General features: G+C 62.5%; 29 protein-coding genes and 1 pseudogene. 16 read left to right on the top strand and 14 right to left on the bottom strand.

Annotated features, from left to right (window positions below):
- Nucleotides 1-2 precede the first annotated feature (2 nt).
- Nucleotides 3-1346, top strand: coding sequence for an acetyl-CoA carboxylase biotin carboxylase subunit (accC, locus tag NKI66_RS08270; RefSeq protein WP_023812133.1), 1344 nt, complete (start codon nucleotides 3-5; stop codon nucleotides 1344-1346).
- Nucleotides 1347-1358: 12 nt separating this feature from the next.
- Complete coding sequence (gene aat / locus NKI66_RS08265; protein ID WP_023812134.1) at nucleotides 1359-1976, top strand: leucyl/phenylalanyl-tRNA--protein transferase; 618 nt, start codon at nucleotides 1359-1361, stop codon at nucleotides 1974-1976.
- A 28-nt stretch (nucleotides 1977-2004) separates the two neighbouring features.
- Here aat and NKI66_RS08260 read toward each other — a convergent pair whose 3' ends face one another.
- The 3 genes from NKI66_RS08260 to NKI66_RS08250 form a co-directional block, all read right to left on the bottom strand.
- The gene (locus NKI66_RS08260; protein WP_023812135.1) at nucleotides 2005-2391 is read right to left on the bottom strand and encodes a hypothetical protein; all 387 of its coding nucleotides are present in this window, start codon (nucleotides 2389-2391) and stop codon (nucleotides 2005-2007) included.
- A gap of 75 nt (nucleotides 2392-2466) precedes the next feature.
- On the bottom strand, nucleotides 2467-3060 hold the full coding sequence (locus NKI66_RS08255) for a DUF2155 domain-containing protein (RefSeq protein ID WP_023812136.1): 594 nt from the start codon (nucleotides 3058-3060) through the stop codon (nucleotides 2467-2469).
- A gap of 123 nt (nucleotides 3061-3183) precedes the next feature.
- A complete protein-coding gene (locus NKI66_RS08250; RefSeq protein ID WP_013531353.1) occupies nucleotides 3184-3582 on the bottom strand; it encodes an NADH:ubiquinone oxidoreductase subunit NDUFA12 in 399 nt (132 codons plus the stop codon).
- A gap of 229 nt (nucleotides 3583-3811) precedes the next feature.
- On the opposite strand from NKI66_RS08250, the gene panB reads away from it, so the two are divergent.
- Together panB and panC are read left to right on the top strand one after the other, a co-directional pair.
- Nucleotides 3812-4654 carry a 3-methyl-2-oxobutanoate hydroxymethyltransferase gene (panB, locus tag NKI66_RS08245; RefSeq protein ID WP_023812137.1) on the top strand — a complete coding sequence of 281 codons (843 nt, stop codon included), beginning with the start codon at nucleotides 3812-3814 and terminating at the stop codon, nucleotides 4652-4654.
- Nucleotides 4651-5503 (top strand): annotated as a pseudogene (gene panC, locus NKI66_RS08240) (pantoate--beta-alanine ligase). Before panB ends, panC begins: the two are co-directional and overlap by 4 nt.
- 78 nt (nucleotides 5504-5581) lie before the next feature.
- On the opposite strand, the gene NKI66_RS08235 reads toward panC, so the two are convergent.
- The 3 genes from NKI66_RS08235 to gatB form a co-directional block, all read right to left on the bottom strand.
- On the bottom strand, nucleotides 5582-5926 hold the full coding sequence (locus tag NKI66_RS08235) for a VanZ family protein (RefSeq protein WP_023812139.1): 345 nt from the start codon (nucleotides 5924-5926) through the stop codon (nucleotides 5582-5584).
- Nucleotides 5927-6006: 80 nt separating this feature from the next.
- Nucleotides 6007-6495: a GNAT family N-acetyltransferase gene (locus NKI66_RS08230; protein WP_023812140.1), complete on the bottom strand. Its 489-nt coding sequence runs from the start codon at nucleotides 6493-6495 to the stop codon at nucleotides 6007-6009.
- A 4-nt stretch (nucleotides 6496-6499) separates the two neighbouring features.
- On the bottom strand, nucleotides 6500-7999 hold the full coding sequence (gene gatB / locus NKI66_RS08225) for an Asp-tRNA(Asn)/Glu-tRNA(Gln) amidotransferase subunit GatB (RefSeq protein WP_128304038.1): 1500 nt from the start codon (nucleotides 7997-7999) through the stop codon (nucleotides 6500-6502).
- Nucleotides 8000-8279: 280 nt separating this feature from the next.
- On the opposite strand from gatB, the gene NKI66_RS08220 reads away from it, so the two are divergent.
- The gene (locus tag NKI66_RS08220; RefSeq protein ID WP_128304037.1) at nucleotides 8280-8537 is read left to right on the top strand and encodes a YjhX family toxin; all 258 of its coding nucleotides are present in this window, start codon (nucleotides 8280-8282) and stop codon (nucleotides 8535-8537) included.
- 48 nt (nucleotides 8538-8585) lie between these two features.
- On the opposite strand, the gene NKI66_RS08215 is transcribed toward NKI66_RS08220, so the two are convergent.
- Both NKI66_RS08215 and NKI66_RS08210 read right to left on the bottom strand, forming a co-directional pair.
- Nucleotides 8586-9017, bottom strand: a complete 432-nt coding sequence (locus tag NKI66_RS08215; protein WP_023812142.1) for a CBS domain-containing protein — start codon at nucleotides 9015-9017, stop codon at nucleotides 8586-8588.
- Nucleotides 9018-9104: 87 nt separating this feature from the next.
- Complete coding sequence (locus tag NKI66_RS08210) at nucleotides 9105-9863, bottom strand: rhomboid family intramembrane serine protease (protein WP_023812143.1); 759 nt, start codon at nucleotides 9861-9863, stop codon at nucleotides 9105-9107.
- A 229-nt stretch (nucleotides 9864-10092) separates the two neighbouring features.
- On the opposite strand from NKI66_RS08210, the gene NKI66_RS08205 reads away from it, so the two are divergent.
- The 9 genes from NKI66_RS08205 to NKI66_RS08165 all read left to right on the top strand — a co-directional run bounded on the left by NKI66_RS08205 (nucleotide 10093) and on the right by NKI66_RS08165 (nucleotide 19610).
- Nucleotides 10093-11133: a substrate-binding domain-containing protein gene (locus tag NKI66_RS08205; protein ID WP_023812144.1), complete on the top strand. Its 1041-nt coding sequence runs from the start codon at nucleotides 10093-10095 to the stop codon at nucleotides 11131-11133.
- Nucleotides 11134-11267: 134 nt separating this feature from the next.
- Nucleotides 11268-12524, top strand: coding sequence for an LVIVD repeat-containing protein (locus NKI66_RS08200; RefSeq protein ID WP_023812145.1), 1257 nt, complete (start codon nucleotides 11268-11270; stop codon nucleotides 12522-12524).
- Nucleotides 12525-12596: 72 nt separating this feature from the next.
- Nucleotides 12597-14126, top strand: a complete 1530-nt coding sequence (locus NKI66_RS08195; RefSeq protein WP_023812146.1) for a sugar ABC transporter ATP-binding protein — start codon at nucleotides 12597-12599, stop codon at nucleotides 14124-14126.
- Nucleotides 14123-15139, top strand: a complete 1017-nt coding sequence (locus NKI66_RS08190) for an ABC transporter permease (protein WP_023812147.1) — start codon at nucleotides 14123-14125, stop codon at nucleotides 15137-15139. Before NKI66_RS08195 ends, NKI66_RS08190 begins: the two co-directional genes overlap by 4 nt.
- A 446-nt stretch (nucleotides 15140-15585) precedes the next feature.
- Entirely contained in the window at nucleotides 15586-16218 is a 633-nt protein-coding gene (locus NKI66_RS08185; RefSeq protein ID WP_023812148.1) for a PAS domain-containing protein, read from the top strand.
- 176 nt (nucleotides 16219-16394) lie between these two features.
- Complete coding sequence (locus NKI66_RS08180; RefSeq protein ID WP_023812149.1) at nucleotides 16395-17012, top strand: PilZ domain-containing protein; 618 nt, start codon at nucleotides 16395-16397, stop codon at nucleotides 17010-17012.
- Between the two features lie 268 nt (nucleotides 17013-17280).
- On the top strand, nucleotides 17281-17889 hold the full coding sequence (locus NKI66_RS08175) for a transglutaminase-like cysteine peptidase (RefSeq protein ID WP_023812150.1): 609 nt from the start codon (nucleotides 17281-17283) through the stop codon (nucleotides 17887-17889).
- 292 nt (nucleotides 17890-18181) lie between these two features.
- Nucleotides 18182-18934 carry an NYN domain-containing protein gene (locus NKI66_RS08170; RefSeq protein ID WP_023812151.1) on the top strand — a complete coding sequence of 251 codons (753 nt, stop codon included), beginning with the start codon at nucleotides 18182-18184 and terminating at the stop codon, nucleotides 18932-18934.
- Between the two features lie 115 nt (nucleotides 18935-19049).
- Nucleotides 19050-19610 (top strand): ankyrin repeat domain-containing protein, encoded by a 561-nt coding sequence (locus tag NKI66_RS08165; RefSeq protein ID WP_023812152.1) that lies wholly within the window; start codon nucleotides 19050-19052, stop codon nucleotides 19608-19610.
- 44 nt (nucleotides 19611-19654) lie between these two features.
- Here NKI66_RS08165 and NKI66_RS08160 read toward each other — a convergent pair whose 3' ends face one another.
- Nucleotides 19655-20182 carry a gamma carbonic anhydrase family protein gene (locus NKI66_RS08160; protein WP_023812153.1) on the bottom strand — a complete coding sequence of 176 codons (528 nt, stop codon included), beginning with the start codon at nucleotides 20180-20182 and terminating at the stop codon, nucleotides 19655-19657.
- Nucleotides 20183-20201: 19 nt separating this feature from the next.
- Complete coding sequence (locus tag NKI66_RS08155; protein ID WP_023812154.1) at nucleotides 20202-20543, bottom strand: DUF6949 family protein; 342 nt, start codon at nucleotides 20541-20543, stop codon at nucleotides 20202-20204.
- A 125-nt stretch (nucleotides 20544-20668) separates the two neighbouring features.
- Between NKI66_RS08155 and NKI66_RS08150 the strand changes: the two genes are divergently transcribed.
- Nucleotides 20669-21394: a hypothetical protein gene (locus tag NKI66_RS08150; protein WP_023812155.1), complete on the top strand. Its 726-nt coding sequence runs from the start codon at nucleotides 20669-20671 to the stop codon at nucleotides 21392-21394.
- Between the two features lie 61 nt (nucleotides 21395-21455).
- Here the strand turns inward: NKI66_RS08150 and NKI66_RS08145 are convergent, their stop codons facing one another.
- The gene (locus NKI66_RS08145) at nucleotides 21456-21659 is read right to left on the bottom strand and encodes a DUF3126 family protein (RefSeq protein ID WP_013531334.1); all 204 of its coding nucleotides are present in this window, start codon (nucleotides 21657-21659) and stop codon (nucleotides 21456-21458) included.
- 152 nt (nucleotides 21660-21811) lie between these two features.
- On the bottom strand, nucleotides 21812-22660 hold the full coding sequence (gene cysE / locus NKI66_RS08140) for a serine O-acetyltransferase (RefSeq protein WP_013531333.1): 849 nt from the start codon (nucleotides 22658-22660) through the stop codon (nucleotides 21812-21814).
- A 147-nt stretch (nucleotides 22661-22807) separates the two neighbouring features.
- Between cysE and NKI66_RS08135 the strand changes: the two genes are divergently transcribed.
- Nucleotides 22808-23410, top strand: coding sequence for an HD domain-containing protein (locus NKI66_RS08135; protein WP_128304032.1), 603 nt, complete (start codon nucleotides 22808-22810; stop codon nucleotides 23408-23410).
- 33 nt (nucleotides 23411-23443) lie between these two features.
- On the opposite strand, the gene NKI66_RS08130 is transcribed toward NKI66_RS08135, so the two are convergent.
- Together NKI66_RS08130 and NKI66_RS08125 are read right to left on the bottom strand one after the other, a co-directional pair.
- Nucleotides 23444-24211 (bottom strand): alpha/beta fold hydrolase, encoded by a 768-nt coding sequence (locus tag NKI66_RS08130; protein ID WP_164892932.1) that lies wholly within the window; start codon nucleotides 24209-24211, stop codon nucleotides 23444-23446.
- Nucleotides 24212-24231: 20 nt separating this feature from the next.
- Nucleotides 24232-24792 (bottom strand): DUF192 domain-containing protein, encoded by a 561-nt coding sequence (locus NKI66_RS08125; protein ID WP_027160409.1) that lies wholly within the window; start codon nucleotides 24790-24792, stop codon nucleotides 24232-24234.
- Nucleotides 24793-24816: the final 24 nt, after the last annotated feature.

Raw genomic sequence — 24816 nt, 5'->3', positions numbered from 1 at the left:
TGATGTTTCAGAAGATCCTCATCGCCAATCGCGGCGAAATCGCCCTCCGGGTGCTGCGCGCCTGCAAGGAACTCGGCATCCAGACGGTGGTGGTGCATTCGACCGCCGATGCCGACGCCATGCATGTGCGGCTCGCGGACGAGAGCGTCTGCATCGGTCCGCCGCCATCGCGCGACAGCTATCTCAACATCCATCAGATCGTTGCGGCCTGCGAAATCACCGGCGCCGACGCCGTGCATCCGGGCTACGGCTTCCTGTCGGAGAACGCCAAGTTCGCCGACATACTGGCCGCGCACAACATCACCTTCATCGGTCCGTCCGGCGACCATATCCGCATCATGGGCGACAAGATCGAGGCCAAGCGAACCGCCAAGCGCCTCGGCATTCCGGTTGTGCCCGGTTCGGACGGCGCCGTCACCGACCAGAAGGAAGCCAGGCGCATTGCCGCCGAGATCGGCTATCCCGTGATCATCAAGGCATCGGCCGGCGGTGGCGGGCGCGGTATGAAGGTCGCCCTCACCGAGGCTGACCTGGAGATCGCCCTGCAGACGGCGAGCACCGAAGCCGGTGCCGCCTTCGGCGACGATGCCGTTTATATTGAAAAATATCTGGAAAAGCCGCGCCATATCGAAGTCCAGGTGTTTGGTGACGGCTTTGGCCGCGGCGTGCATTTCGGCGAGCGCGACTGTTCCTTGCAGCGCCGCCACCAGAAGGTCTGGGAAGAGGCGCCCTCTCCCGCCCTCAATGCCGAAGAGCGCGCCCGCATCGGCGGCATCTGCGCCAAGGCGATCGCCGACCTCGGCTATTCCGGCGCCGGCACGATCGAGTTCCTCTACGAGAATGGCGAGTTCTACTTCATCGAGATGAACACGCGCCTGCAGGTCGAGCATCCGGTGACCGAAGCGATCACCGGCATCGATCTCGTGCACGAGCAGATCCGCGTCGCCTCCGGCGGCGGCCTCTCGGTGAAGCAGGAGGACATAAAGTTCAACGGCCACGCCATCGAATGCCGCATCAACGCCGAGGACCCGCGCACCTTCACCCCCTCGCCCGGCACGATCACCCATTTCCACACACCGGGCGGCCTGGGCATCCGCGTCGATTCCGGCGTCTATTCCGGCTACAAGATCCCGCCCTATTACGACAGCCTGATCGGCAAGCTGATCGTGCATGGGCGTAATCGCGTCGAGTGCATGATGCGCCTGCGCCGCGCCCTGGACGAGTTCGTCGTCGACGGTATCAAGACGACGCTGCCGCTGTTTCGCGATCTCGTCGGCAATGCCGACATCGCCAATGGCGATTATGACATCCACTGGCTGGAAAAATATCTGGCCAAGGAAGAGTAGCGCGGAGACGCGATGACCCGCCCCTACGCGCCCGGCTATCGCATCCCCACCGACCTGCTGCTCAAGGCCTACGCCTCGGGCGTCTTCCCAATGGCAGAAAGTGCCGGCGACCCGGAGGTGTTCTGGGTGCGGCCGGAGACTCGCGGCATCATCCCGCTCGATGGTTTTCACGCACCGAAGAGCCTGAGGAAAACGATCAAGAAGAACCCCTTCGACATCCGTTTCGATTTCGATTTCGAAGCCACGATCGACGGTTGCGCCGAGAAGCGGGTGGAACGGCGCTCGACCTGGATCAATGCGCCGATCCGCGAAGCCTATGTCGAGTTGCATCGGATAGGCCATTGTCATTCGGTCGAGGCGTGGCGCGAGGACCGGCTGGTCGGTGGCCTCTATGGCGTGTCGCTCGGCCGGGTGTTTTTTGGCGAGAGCATGTTCGCCAGGGAGACGGACGCTTCCAAGACCTGCCTTTTCTATCTCGTGGAGCGCTTGAAGGCACGCGGATTCGCGCTGCTCGATACGCAGTTCACCACCGAGCACCTCAAGCGCTTCGGCGCCGTCGACGTGCCGCGCGGCAAATATGAAAAGATGCTGGCCGACGCGCTGAAGGGCGAGGCCGTATTCTATCCCTGACGCCCAATTCTATCCCTGAAGATTGAGCCTACTTCCCAGTGGCGGCTTCCAATGGCGTCTGCGAATGGAACATCATCTTCCAGCCGTTGACGCGATGGACATAGCCGGTGCTGACCAGCGCGGCGTAAGGTTCGCCGTTCTCGCGTGTCGCATGTGCCTCGTAGGTCAGCATGATGATGTCGCTGCCCGGCTCGATAATACCCTTGAGGTCGATTTTCAGGTCGCGCCAGCGGTTGGGCTTGGTTGCGGTCTTGGCGAGATCCGCATTGTCCATCGCCTGTGCCATCTGCGGAAACGCCACCAAGCATTCGGTGTCGGCATTGGCCGCATAGTAGGCCGCGTCGCCCGTCCAGAATCCCTTTTCGAGTTCCAGCAACTCTGTCTTGCCGGCCGTGATCCGCTTGCTGTCTGACATCGGAAGATCCTCCCTGCGCATAAATGCGCGCTCATCCGTGCCCCAACGTATGGTGGCAAGGACGGTTCCGGAGGATCAGTTGGTGTCGGTCGTATCGGGGTCCGAAGCGTCCGGCTCCGTCACGCCAGGCTCTGTCACGTCCGGAGCGGTCGCGGCTTTCGGTTTGGCCGCGGCGGGCTTGGGCGCCTCGGCTTTGGTCGAGTCTGCCTTGGCGCCATCGGGCGCCGGCACATCCGACTTCTGCTTGCAAGCCTTCAGCCAGACGTCATAGACGGCATGCTCGACGGCATTGAGGCCGGGGCTTTCGGCAAACATCCAGCCGGTGAAGATGCGGCGGATCTTGCGGTCCAGCGTGATCTCGTCGACCTCGACGAAGGAATCTGTCTTCGGTTCTTCGGTCTGTGGCCGCGAATAGCAGACGCGCGGCGTCACCTGCAAAGCACCGAACTGCACCGTCTCGTCGATATAGACATCGAAGGTGATGATGCGGCCGGTGATCTTGTCGATACCGGCAAACTCGGCAACGGCGTTGGTAACCCGGTCCGATCCCGGGGCTGGCGCCGGCGCGGGGGCGGCGGGGGTCGGCGAAGCGGCAAACGCCGCGGTGCTGACGGCAAGACCGGCGGCTAGCGTCAGACCGCCCATCGATGTCAGGTTGAAAAAGCTCATGCAAGGATACCGGTGGTTCGCGCCCGGGTGATTCTGTCGATCGCCAAGGCTAGTCGCCGTTTTCTGATCAGCAAGCAGCTAAACACCAATTGTGGCGATAAAGCACCGGCCTGCACCCTACCATTACGACCCGGGCGTCCAGGCGTCGTAGTCGCCGGTAACCTGCGGACGATGCTGATTGGTCAGCACCGAGCCCTTCGGGCGATAGGCCGCCGGGCTGCCGGTCAGATTGGGCTGATGCGGCTTTTGCCAGTCGCGCGGCTTGTAGTCCTCGCTGGACGGCGCGACGTCGACGCGGTGGTGCATCCAGCCGTGCCAGCCGGGCGGTATCGCCGAAGCTTCCGAATAATTGCGGTAGATGACCCAGCGGCGCGTGCGGCCTTCCGAATCGATGCCGCCTTCGTAGTAGAAATTGCCGGTTTCGTCTTGGCCGACCTTCTTGCCGTACCGCCAGGTGTGCAGGCGCGTTCCAATCGTCTGGCTGTTCCACCAGGTGAAAAACTGCGTAAGGAAAGTCTTCATTTCAAAACCCTCGCGCCGGCAGCGCCCGTTTTCCTGCTTATGGCGTCAGGCCTTGCCGAAGGCAAGGCTTTTGCCACGGCGTGCGCGCAAATGGCTTGCCGGAAACCCGACACAAGCCTGTGATCCTGCCGGTCACTGCATGCACGCTTGCCAAGCCTTTACGGTATTTCTAAAGCTCTGCGCGCCCATGCCTGCATCCAGCCCGGCTTGAGGCCAAAGGAGGTGACGATTGGCCACGGAATTGCCGACCACCGACATTCGCATCAGCGCCGAGGCGATTCGCCACCGCAAGGGCGGCACGCCGATCGTTTGCCTGACCGCCTATACCTATCCCATCGCCCGTCTGCTCGATCACCATGTTGACCTGCTTCTGGTCGGCGACAGTGTCGCCATGGTCCTGCATGGCCACAAGACGACGCTGGGCGCCTCGCTGGAGATGATGATCGCACATGGGCAGGCCGTGATGCGCGGCTCGGCCAGGGCCTGCGTCGTCGTCGACCTGCCGGCCGGCAGCTATGAGGCAACGGCAGCGCAAGCCGTCGCCTCGGCGCGGCGGGTCGTCGACGAAACCGGCTGCCAGGCGGTGAAGCTCGAAGGCGGCCTCGACATGATCAGCCAGATCGAGGCCATCGCCGCCGCCGGCATTCCGGTCATGGGACATATCGGCCTGCAGCCGCAATCGGTGGAGAAGGATGGCGGCTACAAGATCAAAGGCCGCACCGAGGAGGCTGTTGCGGCATTGCTTCGCGATGCGCTTGCCGTCGAGAACGCCGGCGCTTTCTCGGTCGTCATCGAAGGCACGGTCGAGAGGGTCGCCGCCGAAATCACCCGCCGCATCGCCATTCCAACCATCGGCATCGGCGCCAGCGGCGACTGCGACGGCCAGATCCTGGTCATCGACGACATGGTCGGGCTGACCGTCGATCGCGTGCCGAAATTCGTCAAGGAATACGCGGATCTGCGCAGCGTGATCTCGCGTGCAGCTGAAAGCTACGCAGCCGAGGTGCGGGGCCGGACATTCCCCGGCCCCGGCCATGTCTTTTCGGCGACAAACAGCAGGGACGACGCATGAGCCAACCCGTCGTCGTCGACAGCGTGGCCGCACTTCGCGCGCAAATCCGGGACTGGCGGCGCGACGGCCTTCGTGTCGCCATGGTGCCGACCATGGGTGCTTTGCATGACGGACACATCTCGCTGGTCAGGATCGCGCTCCAAAAAAGCCGAGCGCTGCGTCGTGTCGATCTTCGTCAATCCGACGCAGTTCGCGCCGAGCGAAGACCTCGACAAGTACCCGCGCCAACTCGCCCGCGACCTCGACCGGCTGGGCGCGGCAAAAGCCGACCTTGCCTTCACACCGACGGTTGGCGAGATGTATCCCGCCGGCTTCGCCACGAAAATCTCGGTCGGCGGCCCCTCCGCCGGGCTCGAATCGGACTTTCGGCCGACTTTTTTCGACGGCGTCGCCACCGTGGTGGCAAAGCTCCTCCTGCAGGCAACGCCCGACTGTGCGGTCTTCGGCGAGAAGGACTACCAGCAGCTTTGCGTGGTGAGGCAGCTCTGCCGCGACCTCGACCTGCCTGTCGAGATCATCGGCGCACCGACGATCCGCGACGCGCATGGTCTCGCCATGTCGTCACGCAACGCCTATCTCGATGAGGCCGAACTGAAGATCGCCCGCCAGCTCAACGTGATATTGCGCAATACGGCTGCGGCCCTGGCGGCAGGCGCCGGCCAGAGCGACGCAACCGAAGAGGCCAGCCGCGCCCTCATCGCCGCCGGCTTTCAGAAGGTCGACTATGTCGAGGCACGCCAAAGCCTGACGCTTGCGCCATGGCGTCGAAACCGCGAAGGGCGTCTTCTTGCGGCAGCATGGCTCGGCAAGACGAGGCTGATCGACAATGTGGAGGTTCCCGCTGCCTAGCGAGAAGGCTTCGGCCAGATAGACACGGGCCGCGACCAAGGTCGATGGTCCCGCACTCCCGGCGGATTGCCGCCGCGCCTAGCTCTCGCTCTTTTGTCCGCCGGCCCTGACGATCAGGTGTCCCGCCACGATCCCAACCACCCCGGCAAGGGCTTTCACCAATGCATCGATGAGGCGTGCATGGCGACCGGGATCAATGAGCTGAAGCAGTTCCAGCATGCCGGCGGTCACAGCCACAAAGATCACGACCTGATACAGTCGGTTGGGAAAGCCGATCGCCAGGGCGAAGCCCAGCAGGACATAAGCCAAGGCACGCTCGACATTCGCTTCAGCGAGGTGCGGCCGCATCTGGATCGGCGACAAGGTCGCGAAAATGATGATGGCGAGCAGCGCCAGCGCTGTAATGCGGGACAGTTTGGTCATGCCCTTGCATATCCGTCGTGAGCCGGCACAGCAAACGCCGCGATGACGCATGGCTTGATCGCTCTATTCATCCCGGTGGTCTATCCCAGCGGTTTCTCGAAACTCAGCGTCGTCGGCCTTGAGGTATCACGGGACTCTTCCGCGGCACTGACAGGCAAGAACCCTTTCGACCGATAGAAGGCGATGGCACCGCCATTGGCCTCCTCGACCTCGACGCGCAACGTTCGCGCTTCCGGGAAACTGGCTTCGACCTCGTCGAGCAGTGCTTGCCCGATCCCCCGCCGCTGACAGTCCGGATGGACGTAGAGCTGGTTCAACAGGATGATTTTCGCATCGGCGGTGGCGGCGGCGAAAGCCATGCCGCCGATCCGCTTGCCGTCATCGGCCACCAGGAATTCCGAGTTGGGCCGCGTCAGCCGCGAGCGGAGCGAAGCGATCGAGTGCCATTCGTCGGTGATCTCGGCGACTTTGGCAGCGCCATAAATGGCGTCATAGGTCGCATGCCACGTTTCCACCAGCAGCGTCCGCACAGCGGCAAGGTCGCGTTCACCTGCGGTGCGGACGAACACGGCGCTACTCGATGCCCAGCTTGGCCTTGACGAGGTCGTTGACGGCTTGCGGGTTGGCCTTGCCGCCGGTCGCCTTCATTACCTGGCCGACGAACCAGCCGGCCATGCTCGGCTTGGCGCGCGCCTGTTCGACCTTGTCAGGGTTGGCGGCGATAACGTCGTCGACGGCCTTCTCGATGGCGCCGGTGTCGGTGACCTGCTTCATGCCACGGCTCTCGACCAGTTGGCGCGGGTCGCCGCCCTCATTCCAGACGATCTCGAACAGGTCCTTGGCGATCTTGCCGGAGATGGTGCCATCCCTGATCAGATCGATGACCGCACCGAGCTGCTCGGGCGAAACCGGAGCGTTTTCAATGTCTTTTCCGGCCTTGTTCAATTGCCCGAGCAGATCGTTGATGACCCAATTGGCGGCAAGCTTGCCGTCGCGGCCGGCGGCCACCTTTTCGAAATAGTCGGCGATCGGCTTTTCCGAAACCAGGATCGAGGCGTCATAGACGGACAGGCCGAGCGACGCGATCAGCCGCGCCTTCTTGTCGTCCGGCAGTTCCGGCAATTCCTTGGCCAGCGCATCGACATAGGCCTGGTCGAATTCCAGCGGCAAAAGGTCGGGATCGGGGAAGTAGCGGTAATCATGCGCCTCTTCCTTGGAGCGCATCGAGCGCGTCTCGCCCTTGACGGCGTCGAACAGCCGCGTCTCCTGATCGATCTTGCCGCCATCCTCGAGGATGGCGATCTGCCTGCGCGCCTCGTAGTCGATGGCCTGGCCGATGAAGCGGATCGAGTTGACGTTCTTGATCTCGCACCGCGTGCCGAACTCGCCGCCCGGCTTGCGCACCGAAACGTTGACGTCGGCGCGCATCGAACCTTCGTCCATGTTGCCGTCGCAGGTGCCGAGATAGCGTACAATGGTGCGCAACTTGGTGACATAAGCCTTGGCTTCGTCGGCCGAGCGCATGTCCGGCTTGGAGACGATCTCCATCAGCGCCACGCCGGAGCGGTTGAGATCGACATAGGACATGGTCGCATGCTGGTCGTGCATCGACTTGCCGGCATCCTGCTCCAGATGCAGCCGCTCGATGCCGACCTCGATGTCCTCGAATTCGCCCTGGCGGTCCGGGCCCACCGAAACGATGACCGTGCCCTCGCCGACGATCGGCTGCTTGAACTGTGAAATCTGGTAGCCCTGCGGCAGGTCGGGATAAAAGTAGTTCTTCCGATCGAAGACCGACTTGTGGTTGATCTGCGCCTTCAGCCCCAGGCCGGTACGGATCGCCTGCTTGACGCATTCCTCGTTAATGACCGGCAGCATGCCCGGCATCGCCGCATCGACCAGGCTGACATTGGCGTTAGGCGGCGCGCCGAAGGCCGTCGAGGCGCCCGAAAACAGCTTTGCTTCCGAAGTGACCTGCGCATGGACCTCGAGGCCGATGATGATCTCCCAGTCGCCGGTTGCGCCGGGGATCAGGCGTTTTGCGTCAGGAGTACGGGTGTCGATAAGGGACATGGCGGCCTGCGAACTGGAATGATGGGAAGCTGCATTAATGCACATTCTGATTTGCAACTTCGCTAGTGCAAACCGCCAAAAGAGACAAGCGCAAAGCCACGGACTGGCCTTTTCAGCCGCGTTCGCCTATAGGACGCTCATTCCAATGGAGAGTGGATGTCCACTTACGCTCAGTCCCGGTAAGGCCCTGACCTCCTGGCGAGGCAGGGCAGAAAACCGAAACCCCGTGCCGCGAAGCTTCGCGGCGGCGGCATTTTTTGTTTTCCCGGAAAACTCTCACATGGACATTTCGCGCATAGAACAGCGCATCCTGCACCTGCTCGCGCAGGGTGGACGCATTGAAATCGAAAAGAACGAGAAAAAGCGGATCGCCTCCGTCAAATGCCTGACCCGCGACGGCTGGCATTATCCGGGCGTCGATCTCGATATGTTTCGAAAACTGAAGCGTAAGAAGGCGGTTTCTTCGTCGGGAGGCGGCCCTTACCGCATCACCCGGCGCGGGCTCGCGCTCGTCCGCTCCGAACTCGACAACAGGTAAACCACGGCTCCGCCGGTCGGTTCTCCGGCCGGCGGTTCGCCTCGCCGCTCAGGCGGTGGCGATATAGGCCCTGATCTCGTCGGCCTCGCGCTCGACATCCTCGATGCGGCGCTTGACCACATCGCCGATGGACACGATGCCATCGAGCATGCCGTCCTTCTCCACCGGCAGATGGCGGAAGCGGCCTCGGGTCATGATCTCCATCACCTCGTTGACGGTGTGATTCTCGTTGCAGATCTTCACCTTCGGCGTCATTGCCGAGCGCACGGCGATATCCAGCGCGGCTCCACCTTCGCGGGCGACAACCCGGACGATGTCGCGCTCTGACAGGATGCCGACGATCTTGCGATCGCCATTGGTGATGACCAGCGCACCGATCTTGTGCTCTGCCAGGATGCGGATGGCTTCGCTAAGCTTTTCGTTCGGCCCGAGCGTCAACACGTCATGGCCTTTTCTCTCGAGAATTGCCTTCACCGTCATGGCGTCCTCCTCTGCTTTGCCTGCCGGTTCCTGCCCTGACCGGCCTTCACGTAAGAGTGAACATCGTGCGCCGTGATCGGTTGCATTTCAAGTGCGGTGGTCGGTCGTCTCCCATTCAGGCGCCTGCCATCGCCTGTCGAACCAACGCAAGCCGAAGAAGCCCGCGAAAAAGCCGCCAATATGGGCCTCCCAGGCGATCTGACCATCTACCCCTGGGGCAAACCCGAGCAGGCCGGTGGCGAGATTGATGACCATCCACATGGCGAGGAAGATCACGACACCGCGCAAGCGCAATACGAATGCGATCGGCAGCACAGGGCCGGCGAAGGCGGCCTTGCCGGCCGAACGGTCGGTGCGGAAGCCGAAACGCGCCGCAGCCCCCATCATGCCTGATATCGCACCGGAAGCCCCGACCAGCGGCGCCTCACCATAAGGATGGATCGCCCAGAAAAGCGCGACCGAAGCCAACCCGGTTGCGGCAAAAAACAGCGCGAACCACAGCGTTCCCAGGCGGTTTGCCAATGGTGAACCAAACGCGGCGAGCCACACCATGTTGATGGCGATATGAGCAAAGCCGCCATGCATGAAGGCATAGGTGAAGGGCCGCGAAAACAGGAACCAGTCGAAGCCGTATTGCCCGGTGTAGAGAACGGGGATGAAGGCCCCGTCATACAGCAATGTCATCTGCTGGGATTCGCTCAACACATATTGCTGCAACAGGTAGACGACGACGCAGATGCCGATCACCGCCAACACGACGGGTGGCAGGTTGAACACCGGCTCGCGCCGTCGTCGCGGCGCGTCGTCCATCTGTTCCGTGTCCGAAGGGTTTACCGGTTCGTTCATGCGCATCTGGTCCAGGAATTCCTGCGCGTCCTTTAGAGCAAGGATGTCCGGGTTGGAACAATTCTGTTTTCTCAACAGCGAACGCCCGGCACCGCATCGTCTTCATTTGCTACGAAACCGAAAGGAAGCGAAGTGGAAATGCTCCGGGATTTGAAAAACTCGCAATGAGCGTTCTCGGAAGCGATGGGCCTCCCCCCTAGAATGCGGCCAATTTCAAAGGGGTCTCCACATGATCAAGCATATTCTTTCGCTGGCGGCAGCCGCCGGCATAGCCGGTCTCGCCACCGCGGCTTCGGCGCAGGGCATATCCGGCGCGCCGGCACCCTTCGATAAGGGCGGCGTCAAGATCGCCGTCGTCAGCTTCCTCGGCTCCGGTGACTGGCTCCAGGCATTCGAGGCCGGCGTGAAGCGCCAGGCCGATGCGCTCGGCATCGAGGCCAACATCTCGCAGGCGCGCAACGACATCAACACCGAGCGGCAGTTGATCCAGCAGGCGATCAATCTCGGCGTGCAAGGCATCATCATCAACAACGGCCAGCCAGAAGCCATCAAGGACGTCGCACAGGCAGCGCTTGACGCCGGCATTCCAGTGGTGGCCTACGACACCAACCTCGACAACCCCAAGATCCCGCAGGTCGAGCAGTCCGATGCCGACATGGCGCGCCTCGTGCTCGACCAGGCGGTCAAGGACCAGGGCGAGAAATTCGACGGCGGCGTCCTCTATGTCGCCGGCTTCGCACCGCTCGACCGCCGTTATGCGGTGTGGAAGGATTTCGGCAAGAAGTACCCAGGCATCAAGGAAGTCGCCACCTGGGGCGTGGTCAACGACACCGTTGCCGCTTCGGTCGCCGACCAGACCAAGGCTGTGCTCACCGCCAACCCGACGCTTTCGGTCGTCTTCGCCCCATGGGACGAGTTCGCCCGTGGCGTGAAGCTCGCCATCGACGAGCTTGGCGTGGCAGACAAGGTGAAGATCTACGGTGTCGATATCTCGACCTCGGACATCCAGGCCATCCTCGAACCGAATAGCCCGTGGGTGGCGACGGCGGCAACCAACCCGGCCGTCGTCGGCGAGGCTTCGGTGCGCGCGCTGGCCCAGCTGATCGCCGGACAGAATCCCGGCCATTCGGTGCTGATCCAGCCGACGCTCGTCACCAGAAAGGACCTCGTCGACAACAACATCAAGACGATCGAGGACCTGCAGGCGAAATTCCCGGCCTTCAAGGACAGCGATGCCGCAAAGGCACCGTGGATCCCGGCGACGAATTGAGCTTCAGCGCCTTCACAAAATCAGCGATCCAAACAATCATCCCCCGGCCTGCTGGGGGATGATTGCGCCTGCCTCCGCCACACCACCCGCTGCGACAGGCAAAGTACGCCGGACCGACCTTTTGAAAGACAATTATGGTTTCTGTCCCCACCCCCGACTATTCCAGGAACATGCGCCTGATCGGTCATTCCGACCAAGGCGGGCGGCCGGACGGATTGCAGGTGATGGTGCATCGCGGCTTCGCCTATGTCGCGCATCCCTGGTCACAAGGCTTTTCCATCATCGATGTACGGGATCCCAAGAATCCGGGCGGGACGGTGTTCGTGCCCGCGCTGCCGAATACCTGGACCATCCATCTGCAGACGCATGAGGATCTGCTGTTGGTCGTCCATGCACGCGATCTGTTCGCCGACGCCGCTTTCGCGTTCGACGAGAAGGTCTACTACACCCAGTCGATCGGCGAGACGATCGGCACCGCGTCTGGTTCGGGCGCGGCGCGGACCTGGTCGGCCGGCATGGCCGTCTATGACATCTCGAAGCCGACGCAGCCTCGCCAGATCGGCTTCTTCCCGGTCGACGGCATCGGCATCCACCGCATCTGGTACGTCGGCGGGCGCTACGCCTACGTATCGGCGCTTCTCGACGGCTACAGCGACTACATCCTGCTGACGGTCGACCTTCAGGACCCGGCACGGCCAGTCGAGGCCGGTCGCTGGTGGATTCCAGGAATGCATCTTGCCGGCGGCGAGACACCCGGCTGGCCCGACGGCCGCCGCTATGCGTTGCATCATGCGGTCGTCGAGGGTGATACCGCCTATGCCTGCTGGCGCGACGGCGGGTTGACCGTCCTCGATGTCGCCGACCCTGCCCTGCCGAGGCTGATCAGCCACAGGAACTGGTCGCCGCCCTATGGTGGCGGCACCCATTCGGCGCTGCCGCTGCTCAAACGCGGCTTGCTCGTTGTCGCCGACGAGGCCGTGCTCGACCATGAGGAGGATGGGCGCAAGCTCACCTGGATCTTCGACATACGCGATCCGGCGAACCCGATTTCGATCTCGACCCTGCCGACCCCGGACGAGACCGATTACACCGCCAAGGGCGGACATTTCGGTCCGCACAATCTGCACGAGAACCGGCCGGGCAGCTTTGTGTCAGACACCCTGATCTTTGCAACCTACCAGAATGCCGGCGTGCGCGTTTTCGACATCTCCGATCCCTATCGCCCAAAGGAGACCGGGGCGCTGGTGCCGCCGGCTCCCAGCCGCATGGTCGACAAACGTCCGAATCGGCCGCAAGTGATCCAGTCGACCGACGTATTCGTCGACGCCAACGGCATCGTCTATTCGCCGGATTACAATGCCGGACTGGCGATCATGGAATATGGCGGCTGACAATTACGACCGTGCCCCGTTGGCTTGCTTGCCTTTCCCAGTTCCCGCTCAACCTGTAACCGGCTGAACCAATTGTCCCTCACCGCCGCCCCCATTGCCGTCGCTGTCGCCGGGATCGAAAAATCCTTTGGCCCGACGCGCGCGCTCGCTGGAGCCGATCTTACCGTGGCAGCCGGGGAGGTCGTGGCGCTGATGGGCGCCAATGGCGCCGGCAAATCGACTCTGGTGAAAATCCTTTCAGGCTCGCATGTACCCGACGCCGGAACGATCACCCTGGGCGGCGGGATCGTCGCCCTCGCCTCGCCCAGCGCCGCCAAGGCCGCCGGCATCGCGACCGTCCATCAGGCGACGGATCAGGCGGGGGCTGCCGGACTGACGGTCGCGGAGAATCTTCTGCTCGATGAACTTTGCCAGCCGGGCGAGCGCTTCTTCGTCTCGGCCCGGTCGATCCGCAGGCGTGCGCGCGCCATCGCGGCGCTGATCGATCTCGACCTGCCGCTCGACCGCGACTTCATCGACCTGCGGCCGGCGGAGCGGCAATTGATCGCCATCGCCCGCGCCGTCGCGGCCAAGGCCTCCGTTCTAATCCTCGACGAGCCGACATCCAGCCTCTCGGCCACGGAAGCGGACCGGCTTTTCGCCATCATCCGGCGGCTGCGCGCGGGCGGCATGGCAATCCTCTACATCTCGCACAGGCTGGGCGACCTTGCCGCCATCGCCGACCGCGCCGTGATCATGCGCGGCGGTCGCATCGTCGGCGCCTTTGCCAAACCGATCGATTTCCCGGCCGCCGTTGCGGCCATGATCGGGCGGACGCTGGAAGCCGCCACCCATGACGGCAAGATTTCGGCGGCCCCAATCATCGCCTCCATCAAGGGTGCGCAACTGATTCCCGGTGCGAGGCCTTTCGATCTCGATCTGCGCTCCGGCGAGGTCGTCGCTCTGACCGGCACGCTTGGCTCTGGCAAGAGCCGGCTGTTGCGCGCGCTTTTTGGTCTGGAAACGCTGGCGCAAGGCAGCTTCGTGCTCGATGGAAAACCGTGGCTTTCCAACGGGCCGGCGCGATCGATCGAAAACGGCGTCTTCATGGTCGCCGAGGACCGCTGGGCATCGTCGCTGCTACCGCCCGAGGTTCCCGGCGCCTCGATTGCCGGTACTATCGCCCTGCCGCATCTGCGGCGCTGGTTTCCGGACGGCCTGCTGCGGGTCGCGCGCGAGCGCAAGGTTGCCGCCGAGGCGATCGCCCGGCTCGGCATCAAGGCGCGCGGCCCCGATGACACGCTCGACGAGCTTTCCGGCGGCAACCAGCAGAAGGTCGTGCTCGCCCGCTGGCAGGCGGCACCTTGCCGGCTGCTGCTGCTCGACGAGCCCTTCCAGGGTGTCGACGTCGGGGCGCGTGCCGACCTGATCTCCGCAATCCGCAACAGCCAAAGCGGTTCCGCCACGCTGATCGCGACCAGCGACACCGAAGAGGCGCTGGAGGTTGCCGACCGCATCCTCGTCATGCGCGATCACTCCCTTCACGAGGCCGGTGACGGCCATGGCCCGCTGACCGACCAGATCGGCAAGGTCGAGAGCGAAAAGGCCGGAGAGCATCGATGACGAACCCGACGACGGTCCAGCAGGCCGCCCCGCGCACATCGCTTTTCCGCGAAACGCGCCGTTACGCGCTGTTCGTGCTGCTGGCACTGATGGTGATCGGCTTCTGGTACGCGCAGCCCGCCTTCATCCGCTCGGCCAACCTGTTCTCCATCCTGCAGGCGGTTTCGGTCGTGGCGATCCTCGGCGTCGGGGTCTCGATCACGATGTCGGCCGACGGCTTCGATCTCTCGGTGGGCAGCATCGCCGCCTCGTCGGTGATGGCGGCAAGCTATGCCATGGTCGTATGGCAGCTGGATGCGGCCCAGACCATGGGTCTGGTCTTGCTGATGGGCGCCTTCATAGGCCTCCTGAACGGACTGCTGATTGTCCGCATCGGCGTCCCCGATCTTCTCGCCACGCTGGCGACAATGTTCCTGCTCGCCGGCCTGCAGCTAATCCCGACCGGCGGCCGCTCCATCACCGCCGGCATGGTGCTGCCCGACGGCTCGTCCGTTCCCGGTGCTTACGATCCGGCTTTCCTGATCCTCGGCCGGTCACGGCTCTTCGACACCGTACCCCTGTCTGTCGTGGTCATGGCGGTGGTCGCCATCCTCGCCTGGTTCCTGATGGAGCGTACGCGCTGGGGACGCGTCTTCTATGCGATCGGCGGCAACGAAACGGCCGCGCATCTATCCGGCGCGCCGACCAAGGCATATCGACTCTGGGCCTATATCCTGTCCGGCACGCTTGCTTCGTTGGGAGGGCTGATCGTCGCTTCGCGTGTCGGCCGCGGCGACGTCTCGGCCGGCAACTCGCTCCTGCTCGATGCGGTGGCGGCCTCGCTGATCGGCTATGCCGTGCTCGACAAGCGTCGCCCGCATGTGATCGGCACGGTGGCCGGCGCAATTTTCGTCGGCGTCCTCCTGAACGGCCTCACCATGCTGAACGCGCCCTACTACACGCAGGACTTCGTCAAGGGTGTCGTGTTGGTTGGCGCTCTGGCGCTGACCTTCGGCCCGGGGAAGAAGCGATAGTTCACACCAGCCGACCACGGAACGCAGATTTTTCGTCGCATAGCGATCGGACGATGCCGCCTTAGCGACCGCCGGGATGGTTGCCAGCACTTGTCGGCAGGTAGAAATACACGCCCGCCGTTAACCCCGAATCGCCTGGCGCGAATCAAAAAAGAAGCCGTTCAAGGTTTCCCCTGAACGGCTGGTCGAGCCCCCTGCTCCCCTAAAACTCTGACTGAAGTGCTGCCGATCGTCGCGAAACGACCGCTTCTGGAGTGGTTTTTGTGTGCCACGGGGCTCGCTTCTATGCAACGTAAACCACTTGTTAACCTTAACGGCCCCGACCCGTGAACAAGTGTTAACGACGCTGGCACGCTTCCTGCTCCGCAACGCATGTAGGTCATCGGAGGGCGCCCTTCTGTTCACCGATGGGACATCAGACGACAGAATGCGCGGAGCAGCATAGCATGAATCAGAATGGATCGATCACGCTGTTCCAATATTGGAATCGCCTGCGTGACGGACGCCCTGCCCCGAAGCGTTCGGAGGTCGAGCCGGCCGACATCAAGTCGCTGCTGGCCGACACCTTTATCCTGGAACGTGACACGCGCGGGCAAGCCGTATTCCGGCTGGCCGGCACGAGGCTTTGCGCCTGCTACGGCCGCGAGCTCAAGGGGTTTTCCTTTCCGTCGCTGTGGCGCGAGAAGGATCAACGGCTCGTCTCGCGGCTGATCCACGGCGTCTTCGAGCAGAAGTCGGTCGTGCTCATCAGCTATGAGGGCTTCAGCCGCAACGGGCGCTCCAACAAGTTCGAACTGCTTGCCCTGCCGCTTGACGGCGGCGTCGAAAATCCACGCTGCCTGGGCGTCATCAGCGCCGTGGAGAAGCCCTTCTGGCTGGGTGCCGACCCGATCACCGACGCGTTGATCGATTCGATCCGCGTCATAGATCCGGAGAAGGAGCTCCTCAACAACCGTCCGGCGATCGATGTTCCCTCGCTCGTTCCCGATGAACTTGGAGCACCCGAGACGATCTCGGCGCTCGGCCGGGCGCGCCGCATCCGCCATCTCGTCGTCTTCGATGGCGGGCGCGAGGAATAGTCCGTTTGCGGCCTGATGCACGTCGCCCAAAACCGCGCCGCTGTTTTGGCACCACGGCCTGCAAAAAGGAAACCTTGGAGCGCCCGCTTTTTCCCTTTGTTAACCCGCCTTGTTGTACTTCTCTGATGAAGTTCCTCGCATCGGCGCGCGGGATGCCAAACGGGGTGTAGGCAGTCATGAGGTCAGCGGCGGTCGACTATGCGCCGTCCCAAGCTGAAAGGCGTAACTTTCAGCGCGTCCGGGTCAAAATCTACGGACGCTTCATGCTGGAAGACCGCACCGAACACCCCTGCCAGGTCGTCGACATGTCACCGGGCAACGTCGCGTTTCGCACCGACCGCATCGGCATGCCCGGCGAAAAAATCATTGCCTACATCGATCATATCGGCCGCATCGAAGGTGTCGTCACGCGCACCTTGCAGGACGGTTTCGCGATGACCGTCATCGCGTCGGATCGCAAGAAGGACAAGCTGGCCGCGCAATTGACCTGGCTCGCCAACAAGCATGAACTCGACCTGCCGGAAGATCGCCGCCACGAGCGCGTCGCGCCGCGCAATCCGACCAGCGTGCTGCAGCTCACCGACGGCCGCCAGTACCAGTGCCGTATCATCGACCTTTCGCTCTCCGGCGCCGCGGTCGAGATCGACGTCAAACCGGCGATCGGCATCCAGGTCATGCTTGGCACCATGCGCGGGCAGGTCGTGCGTCATTTCGAGGACGGCGTCGCCATCGAATTCGCTGTGATCCAGCGCCCCGAAACGCTCGATTCCGAATTCAACACGCCACGCACCTGAGCAGGCCCGACAGCGACACTCCAGGAAACCGGCCCTTGTGGCCGGTTTTGTTTTCGACGCCATGACCGGCATGCTTAGCCCACTCTTGGCGGGCTTGGGAGCCCTCCGCGCGCCGAGATTCGCGCCTCAAGATCCAAACGAATTAATACTCAAATGATTCAAATTTTATTTTTATTCTACTGGAGTTTTACTCAATATCTACTTCGCGCTTTTGCGTCAAATAAATCCACATGTGGCAATGTCTCCTTCGAACGGGGAGACTACAACAATGAAGAAAACGAGGGGCAAGCTGTTGCTGGCGGCAATGGCGATGCAGTTTTCCGCTTGGGGATCAGCATATGCCGCGGGACCGGCCTATATGCACACCGGCGGACGCACCACCCAGCCTGTTGGCCATTATGAGTTCTGCCAGCGCAGTCCTGGCGAATGCAGCGAAAGGACCCCGAAGGGTGCGCCGGTCGAACTGACCCGCAAATTGTGGGCGACGATCGTCAACATCAACAATTCGGTCAACACCCGCATCAAGCCGCGCACCGACATGGAAAACTACGGTGTCGAGGAATATTGGGCCTATCCGGCCAATGGCTATGGCGATTGCGAGGATTACGCGCTGGAAAAGCGCCGCGAGTTGATGGATGCGGGCATGCCGGCCGGCAATTTGCTGATGACGGTGGCGCGCCAGCCGAATGGCGACGGCCACGCAGTGCTGACCGTGCGCACCAGCCTCGGAGAATTCATCCTCGACAATCTCGAGACCAAGGTCCTGTCCTGGACGGACACCGACTACACCTATCTCAAGCGCCAGTCTGACCAGAATTCCGGTGTTTGGGTAACGATCAACGACGGCCGCTCCGACGCGGTCGCCAGCGTCCGCTAAAACAGAGATCAAGCGCGCCGCATGAATGCGACCGCTTAAGGAGAAACCCGGTCGAGTCCCCACCCTCCCCGTCCCCAACGACCGGGTGAAAGGAGCCGGCCCCGTCCCCGGGCCGGCTCCGCCATTTCTGGCGGTCCATTGAAATCTTGACAATGTCACGATTTCTATTCCTTAGATTCCTGTTTGCAGCCCACCTCTGCTACAACAGCAAGTAGCGCGAACCGTGGTTTGGCAATGGTTTCGCCGGCTAGAGTTCGAATCTTGAGAGGGCGCCAGCCGCAGGAAGTGTCGCATGCCTCCCGAGCCCCGATCACCTCGCCTTGCGGTTCTTATCGACGCCGACAACGCTTCCGCCAAGATTGCCGACGGCCTGTTCGCGGAGATCGCGAAGATTGGTGAAGCCAGCGTCCGCCGCATCTACGGTGACTTTTCAAACGTCCGGTCGAAGGGATGGACTGACGTCTTGTCAAAGCATGCGATCATTCCGCAGCAGCAGTTCGCCTATACCACCGGGAAGAACGCCTCAGATATCACGCTAGTGATCGATGCTATGGACCTGCTCCATAGCGGTCGTTTCGACGGTTTCTGTCTGGTTTCTTCCGACAGCGACTTCACCCGGCTTGCCGCCCGCATTCGCGAACAGGGTGTCGATGTATTCGGGTTCGGCGAGCAGAAGACACCGGAGAGTTTTCGGCAGGCATGCCGCCGTTTCATCTACACCGAAAATCTTCTACGTGGCGTGGCCAATATTCAAGATACCGCGCCTGCAGCCAAGCCGCTTCAATCGTCCAGCGCTGCGATGCCCATACTCAAGAAAGTCATTGGTCAGATGGACAGTGAGGATGGTTGGGTATTGCTCGGCACATTTGGAAAGCAGCTGTCAAACCTGTTTTCAGATTTTGACCCTCGCACCTACGGCTTCAGCAAACTGAGCGATCTGGTGAGGAGTACGGATGCATTTGAAATCGAAACCCCTAAGGGTGGAGGCATGCGAATACGGACCAAGCCTACGGCAGGGAAGAAAGCAAAAAACAAAGCCGCGTAGCGGTGGCCAGGGGACCACATATCCCAACGAGCGCATCAGAACGTCGCGACCACCTTTCCGCCGGCAGCAGATCGAGGCACTATAGGCCGTCAGTTTCGCCTTCTGGATCACGGCGATGTTGGAAATCCCCGAAGATCGGTGCGAACGTCATCGTCTGTTCAAGGCGATCGACGATGCCTTCAAGGCCGGCGATTTCGAAGGCCTCGGCGTAGCCCTGGGCGGCTCGCCCCGCTGGTTCGATGAGCGCATGCCGTTTGAACTCGGCCTCGGGCATCCGCTGGAATATGCGATCTATTGGAGCCCCGTCGGTTTCATCTCGACCTTGCTGGATGTTGGCTCGGATCCGAACTATCAGGATCACGGCGGGTTTCCTTCCGTCATTGCGGCGCTGTCCACCGACCGGGCCGACAGGCTGGACATCGTGCGGGTATTGATCGACGGCGGCGCCGACCCGAACATGCGGGGTGTGAACGATTGGACGCCGCTTCACTATTCGGTGGCAATCCGCAGTGCCGATGCGATCCGCCTGCTTTTGGTGGCGGGCGCCGACCCGGCACTCGAAACCCGCATCGATAACTACAGGACGGCCGTGGAAGAGGCCGAGATTGCCGGCTTTGAAGCCGGTGCTTCATTGCTGCGCGATGCGATGGCCGGGCGCAGCTCCAACGAACAGTGAGTTGGGGCGCGACGAACCCTCGCCGACAGGTGGCCAAACCGGCCTCAGACCTTCTTCAACCCAACCTTGAAGCGCTTGCCGTTGGCGACATAATGCGCCGCCGAGCCGCGCAACCTGGCCACGGCCGCGTCGTCCAGCACCCTGATCGCCTTGGCAGGTGAACCGACGATCAGCGAATTGTCCGGGAATTCCTTGCCTTCGGTGACCAGCGCGCCGGCGCCGACCAGAGAATTTCTGCCGATTTTCGCGCCGTTCAGCACGATGGCGCCCATGCCGATCAGGCTGTTGTCGCCGATCGTGCAGCCATGCAGCAAGGCGCGGTGGCCGATCGTGCAGCCTTCCCCGATCGTCAGCGGGAAGCCGGGATCGGTGTGCATGACGGTATGTTCCTGCACATTGGTGTCGGCGCCGATGACGATGGGCTCATTGTCGCCGCGGATGACGGCGCCGAACCAGAAGCCGGCATTGCGTCCGACCCTGACGTCGCCGATCAGCGTCGCATCGGGCGCGATCCAGTTCGAGTCCGCATCGGCGAAGCTGGGCTCTGTTCCGTCGATCGCATAAAGCGGCATTTCTGGTCTCCGAATCGTCTCAGCCTGGCAGTTCGGACCCTAGGAGACGGACCGTCCATGAGGCAATGGCAAGCACGACGACGCCCAGCGCGAAGGTCCACGCAATTGCCGTGCAGCCGCAGGACATCAGCGCCAACGTTGAAATGCGGCGCTGACGCCGGGCATCGATGGCATCGTTGACCAGCATGAAGGGTCCGGCACAGGCCGTGGCGAGCAGCGAGCGCAAGACATGTGACGGCGACACATAGGGTTCGGTGAAGGCGACCTTGCGGCCCGACACCAGTTCCATGGCCGATCCGGCCAGCCCGCAGGCCGTCAACCCGACGGCAAAAGCAAAGAGTGTGAGTTCCAGCGGTCCCATCTTAACTTTCCATTTACCATGAAATTGCACAGTCGTTCCATGCAGGCTGCAAGAGCCGTGCCGTGCGATGTGTGCCGCCCAGGGACACTGGAGGCGGACGGGCGGCCCGAGATTCGAGGACTGAGATGAAGCAGGCAGCGCTCGCCAACGAACTTACCGTGGTCGATTCCACGCTGATGAAGCGGGTGCTCTACGGGTTCGCGGCGCTCGCCCTGTTGTCGGTGGCGATCAGCCTTGCCGGCAAATGGTTCGGCCACTCGATCGCCATGGCCGGATACACCGACGACGCAACGGTGCACCAGGTGGTGATCGGCAACAATGTCATCACGGTCCCGGCCAACGCCATCCGTTTCGCCCAAGCCCGGCGCGACGGCATCGCCTCGCGGCTCGACCTCTATCTGCGCTATCCCCAGATGGACGGCTACAGCGAGCCGGCGCGCAACGATTTCAACCACACGGGCACAGTCAAGAACGTCGTCTTTCTGTCCTTCGAACAGCAGATGATGTCGCGTGACATGAGTGGCCGCTTCACGCCGATCTACAGCGCGTTGATCACCCGACCCGGCATTGCCGGGCCTGGCGGCACGATGATTTATGGTTTCAACGAGAAATCAGGCTATCTGAACGAGGTGCTGGTTGTCGGCAATCGCCCCGGCAAGGAGCCGTTCGTGGCCCGTTGCCTGAGCGGGCCGAGTGCCGAGCAATCGCTGGCGCCTTGCGAGCGCGACATTCAGGTCGGCGACGAACTCAGCCTCACCTATCGCTTCCCAAGGGAGTTTTTGGGCGATTGGCAGGCGCTCGACGCGGCAATCGCCACTGAAGCCGGGCGCGTTCTGAAGGCGGGAGGCTAAGAACGCTTCGAGGGAACCGGCTGGCCGGCCGCATGAGCCGACCGACCGCAAGATTTGCTGCTCAGGCCAGATCGATGTCGAGAATTGCCATCGAAAAATTGTAGTCGCCGTCGTCCTCGTCCTTGAAGACGATGCCGAGGAATTCGTCGCCGACATAGACCTCGGCCGAATCGTCCTTGCGCGGCCGCGCCTTGACCTCGAGCTTGGGGTTTTGGAAGACGCGCTTGAAATAGGCGTCCAGCTTTCTGATTTCGTCCGGCTTCAACAGTCTTCTCCGATCATCGGGCTTGCTCGTTCGAACGCGCTTCTGGCACGTCGACAATGGCGATGTAAAGGCAAGCGGCCTGATAAGGCGAGACAACCACCCGCTCATGCCCGCGGCCGGAATCCCGCAGCAGACGGTGGGCCCTGTGAAAATCAGATGTCGAAGCTGACGACCTGATCCATCGTCTGCGACGGCAGAAGCTGGTCCATCTGGCGCGACGGCTGATCGCAGCCGGTCTCGCCGACGACGCGGGCCGGCACGCCGGCAACCGTCTTGTTGTGCGGCACCGGCGACAGCACCACCGAGCCTGCCGCGATCTTCGAGCAATGGCCGATTTCGATGTTACCGAGGATCTTGGCGCCGGCGCCGATCAGCACGCCATAGCGGATCTTGGGGTGACGGTCGCCGCCGGCCTTGCCGGTACCGCCCAATGTCACGCCATGCAGGATCGACACGTCGTCCTCGATGACCGCGGTCTCACCGACCACCAGGCCGGTGGCGTGGTCGATGAAGATGCCCTTGCCGATGCGGGCGGCGGGGTTGATGTCGGTCTGGAAGACCGAGGACGAGCGGCTCTGCAGATAGAGCGCGAAATCCTTGCGTCCCTGGTTCCACAGCCAATGCGCCAGCCGGTGGGTCTGGATGGCGTGGAAACCCTTGAAATAGAGCACAGGCATGATGAAGCGGTCGCAAGCCGGATCGCGATCGTAATAGGCCTGGATGTCGACACGCACCGTCGTCGGCCACTCCTTGTCGTCGGCCAGCATGGACTTGAAGGTCTGGCGGATGAGATCGGAGCCGATGTCCTGGTGCGCCAGCCGCTCGGCCAGCCGATGAATGACCGCCTCCTCCAGGCTGTCCTGGTTGAGGATGGTCGAATAGAGGAATGCAGCGAGCAGCGGGTCGCGGTTGACAGCCTCCATGGCCTCGTCGCGGATCGAACGCCAGATCGGATCGACCGGCTTCAATGCGCTGTGTCGGGAAATGCTGATGCTGTTCATCGCCGTCTGGTCCTGCGTCCTGCCTGGCTTGCCTGTAGTGCTTGCCTGTTGCCTGGCCGCACATATAAGCCAGATCATAGCACGATTGAACTCAATTTTCCTTAGTGCTTTGTCAAATGGATTTGGTTCGCGGGAATTCAAGCAGCCATGGAAAACGAACCCTTGATCGACGACGCGCTGAAAAGCGAGCTTTCGGCTCTCTATCGGGCGCCAGGCCGCCACTATCACAACCTTTCCCATATCGAAGCAATGCTGGCGCTCGCTGGCGACTATCGAAGGTTGCTCGGCGACCCCGAGGCGATCGAAGCGGCGATCTGGTTCCACGATGCCATCTACGACAGCAAGGCCAAGGACAATGAGGCGCAAAGTGCGGCCCTTGCCGAGAAAGAGCTGGCGGGCCGCGCGGATTCTTCACGTCTCGACCGCATCTCGGCAATGATCGTCGCCACCGCCACGCATCAGGTGCCGCCGTTCGACGACGCGGCGGCCATACGGGACGCAAGTCTGTTTCTGGATATGGACCTGTCGATCCTGGGAGCCGCGCCGGACGCCTTCGACGCCTATGAGCGCGCCGTGCGGCGCGAGTATCACTGGGTGGAGGAGCCGATGTGGCGAGCCGGACGCAGTGCGGTGCTGAAGAATTTCCTCGCCCGCCCACACATTTTCCACACCGAGGAATTCCGGCAACGCTTTGAACGGCAGGCCCGGGAAAACATGGCGCGGTCGCTGGCGGCTCTCACCACAGGCTGAGGGCAGTCACGTCCCGCGTCCCTCGCCGTCCGCTCAGAGCGGATTCTCGGCATAGAACTCCAGCACGCGCTGCTTGAAGGTCTTGTCCCCGACGGCCAGCATATGATCCCGGCCCTCGATGTGAAAGGCGCTGGCGTTCGGCATCAACGCTGCAAGCTCGTCGGGCGAGCCGCCAATGTCGTCGGTGGTTCCGACGGCGACAAGCGTCGGCTGGGCGATGCGCGCGATATCCTGCTCGCTCAGCAATTCGCGCGATTTGGCGATGCAAGCGGCCAAGGCACGGCGATCGCTGCGGGTCTGGTCGGCGAAGGCGCGAAACGACCGGCCGCGCGGATGGCTGGTGGCGGCCGGATCATCGGCAAGCAGGGCGGCGGCGATCGGATCCCAATCGCCGACACCGTCGACCATGCCGATGCCGAGACCGCCGAAGACCAGCGTCGCCACCTTGTCCGGATCGGACAGCGCCATGAACGCCGCGATGCGGGCGCCCATCGAATAACCCATGACATGAGCGCGCCCGATGCCGAGATGGCCGAGCAAGGCAGCGGCATCGGAGGCCATCTTGACCGGCGTATAGTCGGCTTCGTCATAGCTCTTGGACGACGCGCCGTGGCCGCGATTGTCGAAGGCGATGGCGCGGTAACCGGCATCGTTCAGCGTCTTGAACCAGCCGGGCGATACCCAGTTGACATAATGGCTCGAGGCGAAGCCATGGATCATCAGCACCGGATCGCCCTCGCCTGATGCCGGCTGGCGGTCGAGGAAGGCAAGCTCGAAGCCGTCATGGGTGAAAAACTGCATCTGCGATCCCGCCTGCGTGCTCAACCGCCACCGCCATTCGGCGCATCGCCATTGTCGGCTGGTGGCATGCCGGGGCCGGATACCGTGCCCACGGCCGGGTGGCGCAAAAGGTCGCCATACTCGATGCCGTTTCTGGCGGCAGTGCCGGCCTTGAGCTCGAGCACGAAGCGCACCGGTACGCCGGGCGAAATGACGGCGTCCGATTGCGGCTCGCCGTGCTTGACCGCCCGGATCTTGCCATCCTGGCCGACGAAAATCAGATCAAGCGGCATTGGCGTGTTGTGCATCCAGAAGCCGACCTGCTGCTGGACCTCGAAGACGAACAGCATGCCGTGGTTGTCCGCCATGTCCTGGCGGTACATCAAGCCGGCCTCGCGCTCCGCGGCGGTGTCGGCGACTTCGATGGAAAAAGAGCGATCACCGCCTTTCGTCACCACGACCAGTGGCGCCGGATCGGCCGGAAGGATCATCGCCCGGCTGTCCGCCGAGGTCGGCTTTTCGGAATAGAAGTAACCACCGGCGGCGGCGATGAAGGCAATCGCGCACATCGCGCCCGCGGTCAGCCAGTTCCTGTAAGCCATTCGAAATCCTCGGCCGGAAACGCC

The sequence above is a fragment of the Mesorhizobium sp. M0518 genome, from assembly GCF_040321125.1.
Lineage (GTDB): Bacteria > Pseudomonadota > Alphaproteobacteria > Rhizobiales > Rhizobiaceae > Mesorhizobium.
This window is presented reverse-complemented; position numbering and strand designations above follow the sequence as displayed.

Excerpts from the sequence above, each read along its gene's own strand:
- accC (WP_023812133.1), top strand. The coding sequence starts at position 3 with ATGTTTCAGAAGATCCTCATCGCCAATCGCGGCGAAATCGCCCTCCGG.
- aat (WP_023812134.1), top strand. The coding sequence starts at position 1,359 with ATGACCCGCCCCTACGCGCCCGGCTATCGCATCCCCACCGACCTGCTG.
- NKI66_RS08260 (WP_023812135.1), bottom strand. The coding sequence starts at position 2,391 with ATGTCAGACAGCAAGCGGATCACGGCCGGCAAGACAGAGTTGCTGGAA.
- NKI66_RS08255 (WP_023812136.1), bottom strand. The coding sequence starts at position 3,060 with ATGAGCTTTTTCAACCTGACATCGATGGGCGGTCTGACGCTAGCCGCC.
- NKI66_RS08250 (WP_013531353.1), bottom strand. The coding sequence starts at position 3,582 with ATGAAGACTTTCCTTACGCAGTTTTTCACCTGGTGGAACAGCCAGACG.
- NKI66_RS08235 (WP_023812139.1), bottom strand. The coding sequence starts at position 5,926 with ATGACCAAACTGTCCCGCATTACAGCGCTGGCGCTGCTCGCCATCATC.
- gatB (WP_128304038.1), bottom strand. The coding sequence starts at position 7,999 with ATGTCCCTTATCGACACCCGTACTCCTGACGCAAAACGCCTGATCCCC.
- NKI66_RS08220 (WP_128304037.1), top strand. The coding sequence starts at position 8,280 with ATGGACATTTCGCGCATAGAACAGCGCATCCTGCACCTGCTCGCGCAG.
- NKI66_RS08215 (WP_023812142.1), bottom strand. The coding sequence starts at position 9,017 with ATGACGGTGAAGGCAATTCTCGAGAGAAAAGGCCATGACGTGTTGACG.
- NKI66_RS08210 (WP_023812143.1), bottom strand. The coding sequence starts at position 9,863 with ATGAACGAACCGGTAAACCCTTCGGACACGGAACAGATGGACGACGCG.
- NKI66_RS08205 (WP_023812144.1), top strand. The coding sequence starts at position 10,093 with ATGATCAAGCATATTCTTTCGCTGGCGGCAGCCGCCGGCATAGCCGGT.
- NKI66_RS08200 (WP_023812145.1), top strand. The coding sequence starts at position 11,268 with ATGGTTTCTGTCCCCACCCCCGACTATTCCAGGAACATGCGCCTGATC.
- NKI66_RS08190 (WP_023812147.1), top strand. The coding sequence starts at position 14,123 with ATGACGAACCCGACGACGGTCCAGCAGGCCGCCCCGCGCACATCGCTT.
- NKI66_RS08185 (WP_023812148.1), top strand. The coding sequence starts at position 15,586 with ATGAATCAGAATGGATCGATCACGCTGTTCCAATATTGGAATCGCCTG.
- NKI66_RS08180 (WP_023812149.1), top strand. The coding sequence starts at position 16,395 with ATGAGGTCAGCGGCGGTCGACTATGCGCCGTCCCAAGCTGAAAGGCGT.
- NKI66_RS08175 (WP_023812150.1), top strand. The coding sequence starts at position 17,281 with ATGAAGAAAACGAGGGGCAAGCTGTTGCTGGCGGCAATGGCGATGCAG.
- NKI66_RS08170 (WP_023812151.1), top strand. The coding sequence starts at position 18,182 with ATGCCTCCCGAGCCCCGATCACCTCGCCTTGCGGTTCTTATCGACGCC.
- NKI66_RS08165 (WP_023812152.1), top strand. The coding sequence starts at position 19,050 with ATGTTGGAAATCCCCGAAGATCGGTGCGAACGTCATCGTCTGTTCAAG.
- NKI66_RS08160 (WP_023812153.1), bottom strand. The coding sequence starts at position 20,182 with ATGCCGCTTTATGCGATCGACGGAACAGAGCCCAGCTTCGCCGATGCG.
- NKI66_RS08155 (WP_023812154.1), bottom strand. The coding sequence starts at position 20,543 with ATGGGACCGCTGGAACTCACACTCTTTGCTTTTGCCGTCGGGTTGACG.
- NKI66_RS08150 (WP_023812155.1), top strand. The coding sequence starts at position 20,669 with ATGAAGCAGGCAGCGCTCGCCAACGAACTTACCGTGGTCGATTCCACG.
- cysE (WP_013531333.1), bottom strand. The coding sequence starts at position 22,660 with ATGAACAGCATCAGCATTTCCCGACACAGCGCATTGAAGCCGGTCGAT.
- NKI66_RS08135 (WP_128304032.1), top strand. The coding sequence starts at position 22,808 with ATGGAAAACGAACCCTTGATCGACGACGCGCTGAAAAGCGAGCTTTCG.
- NKI66_RS08130 (WP_164892932.1), bottom strand. The coding sequence starts at position 24,211 with ATGCAGTTTTTCACCCATGACGGCTTCGAGCTTGCCTTCCTCGACCGC.
- NKI66_RS08125 (WP_027160409.1), bottom strand. The coding sequence starts at position 24,792 with ATGGCTTACAGGAACTGGCTGACCGCGGGCGCGATGTGCGCGATTGCC.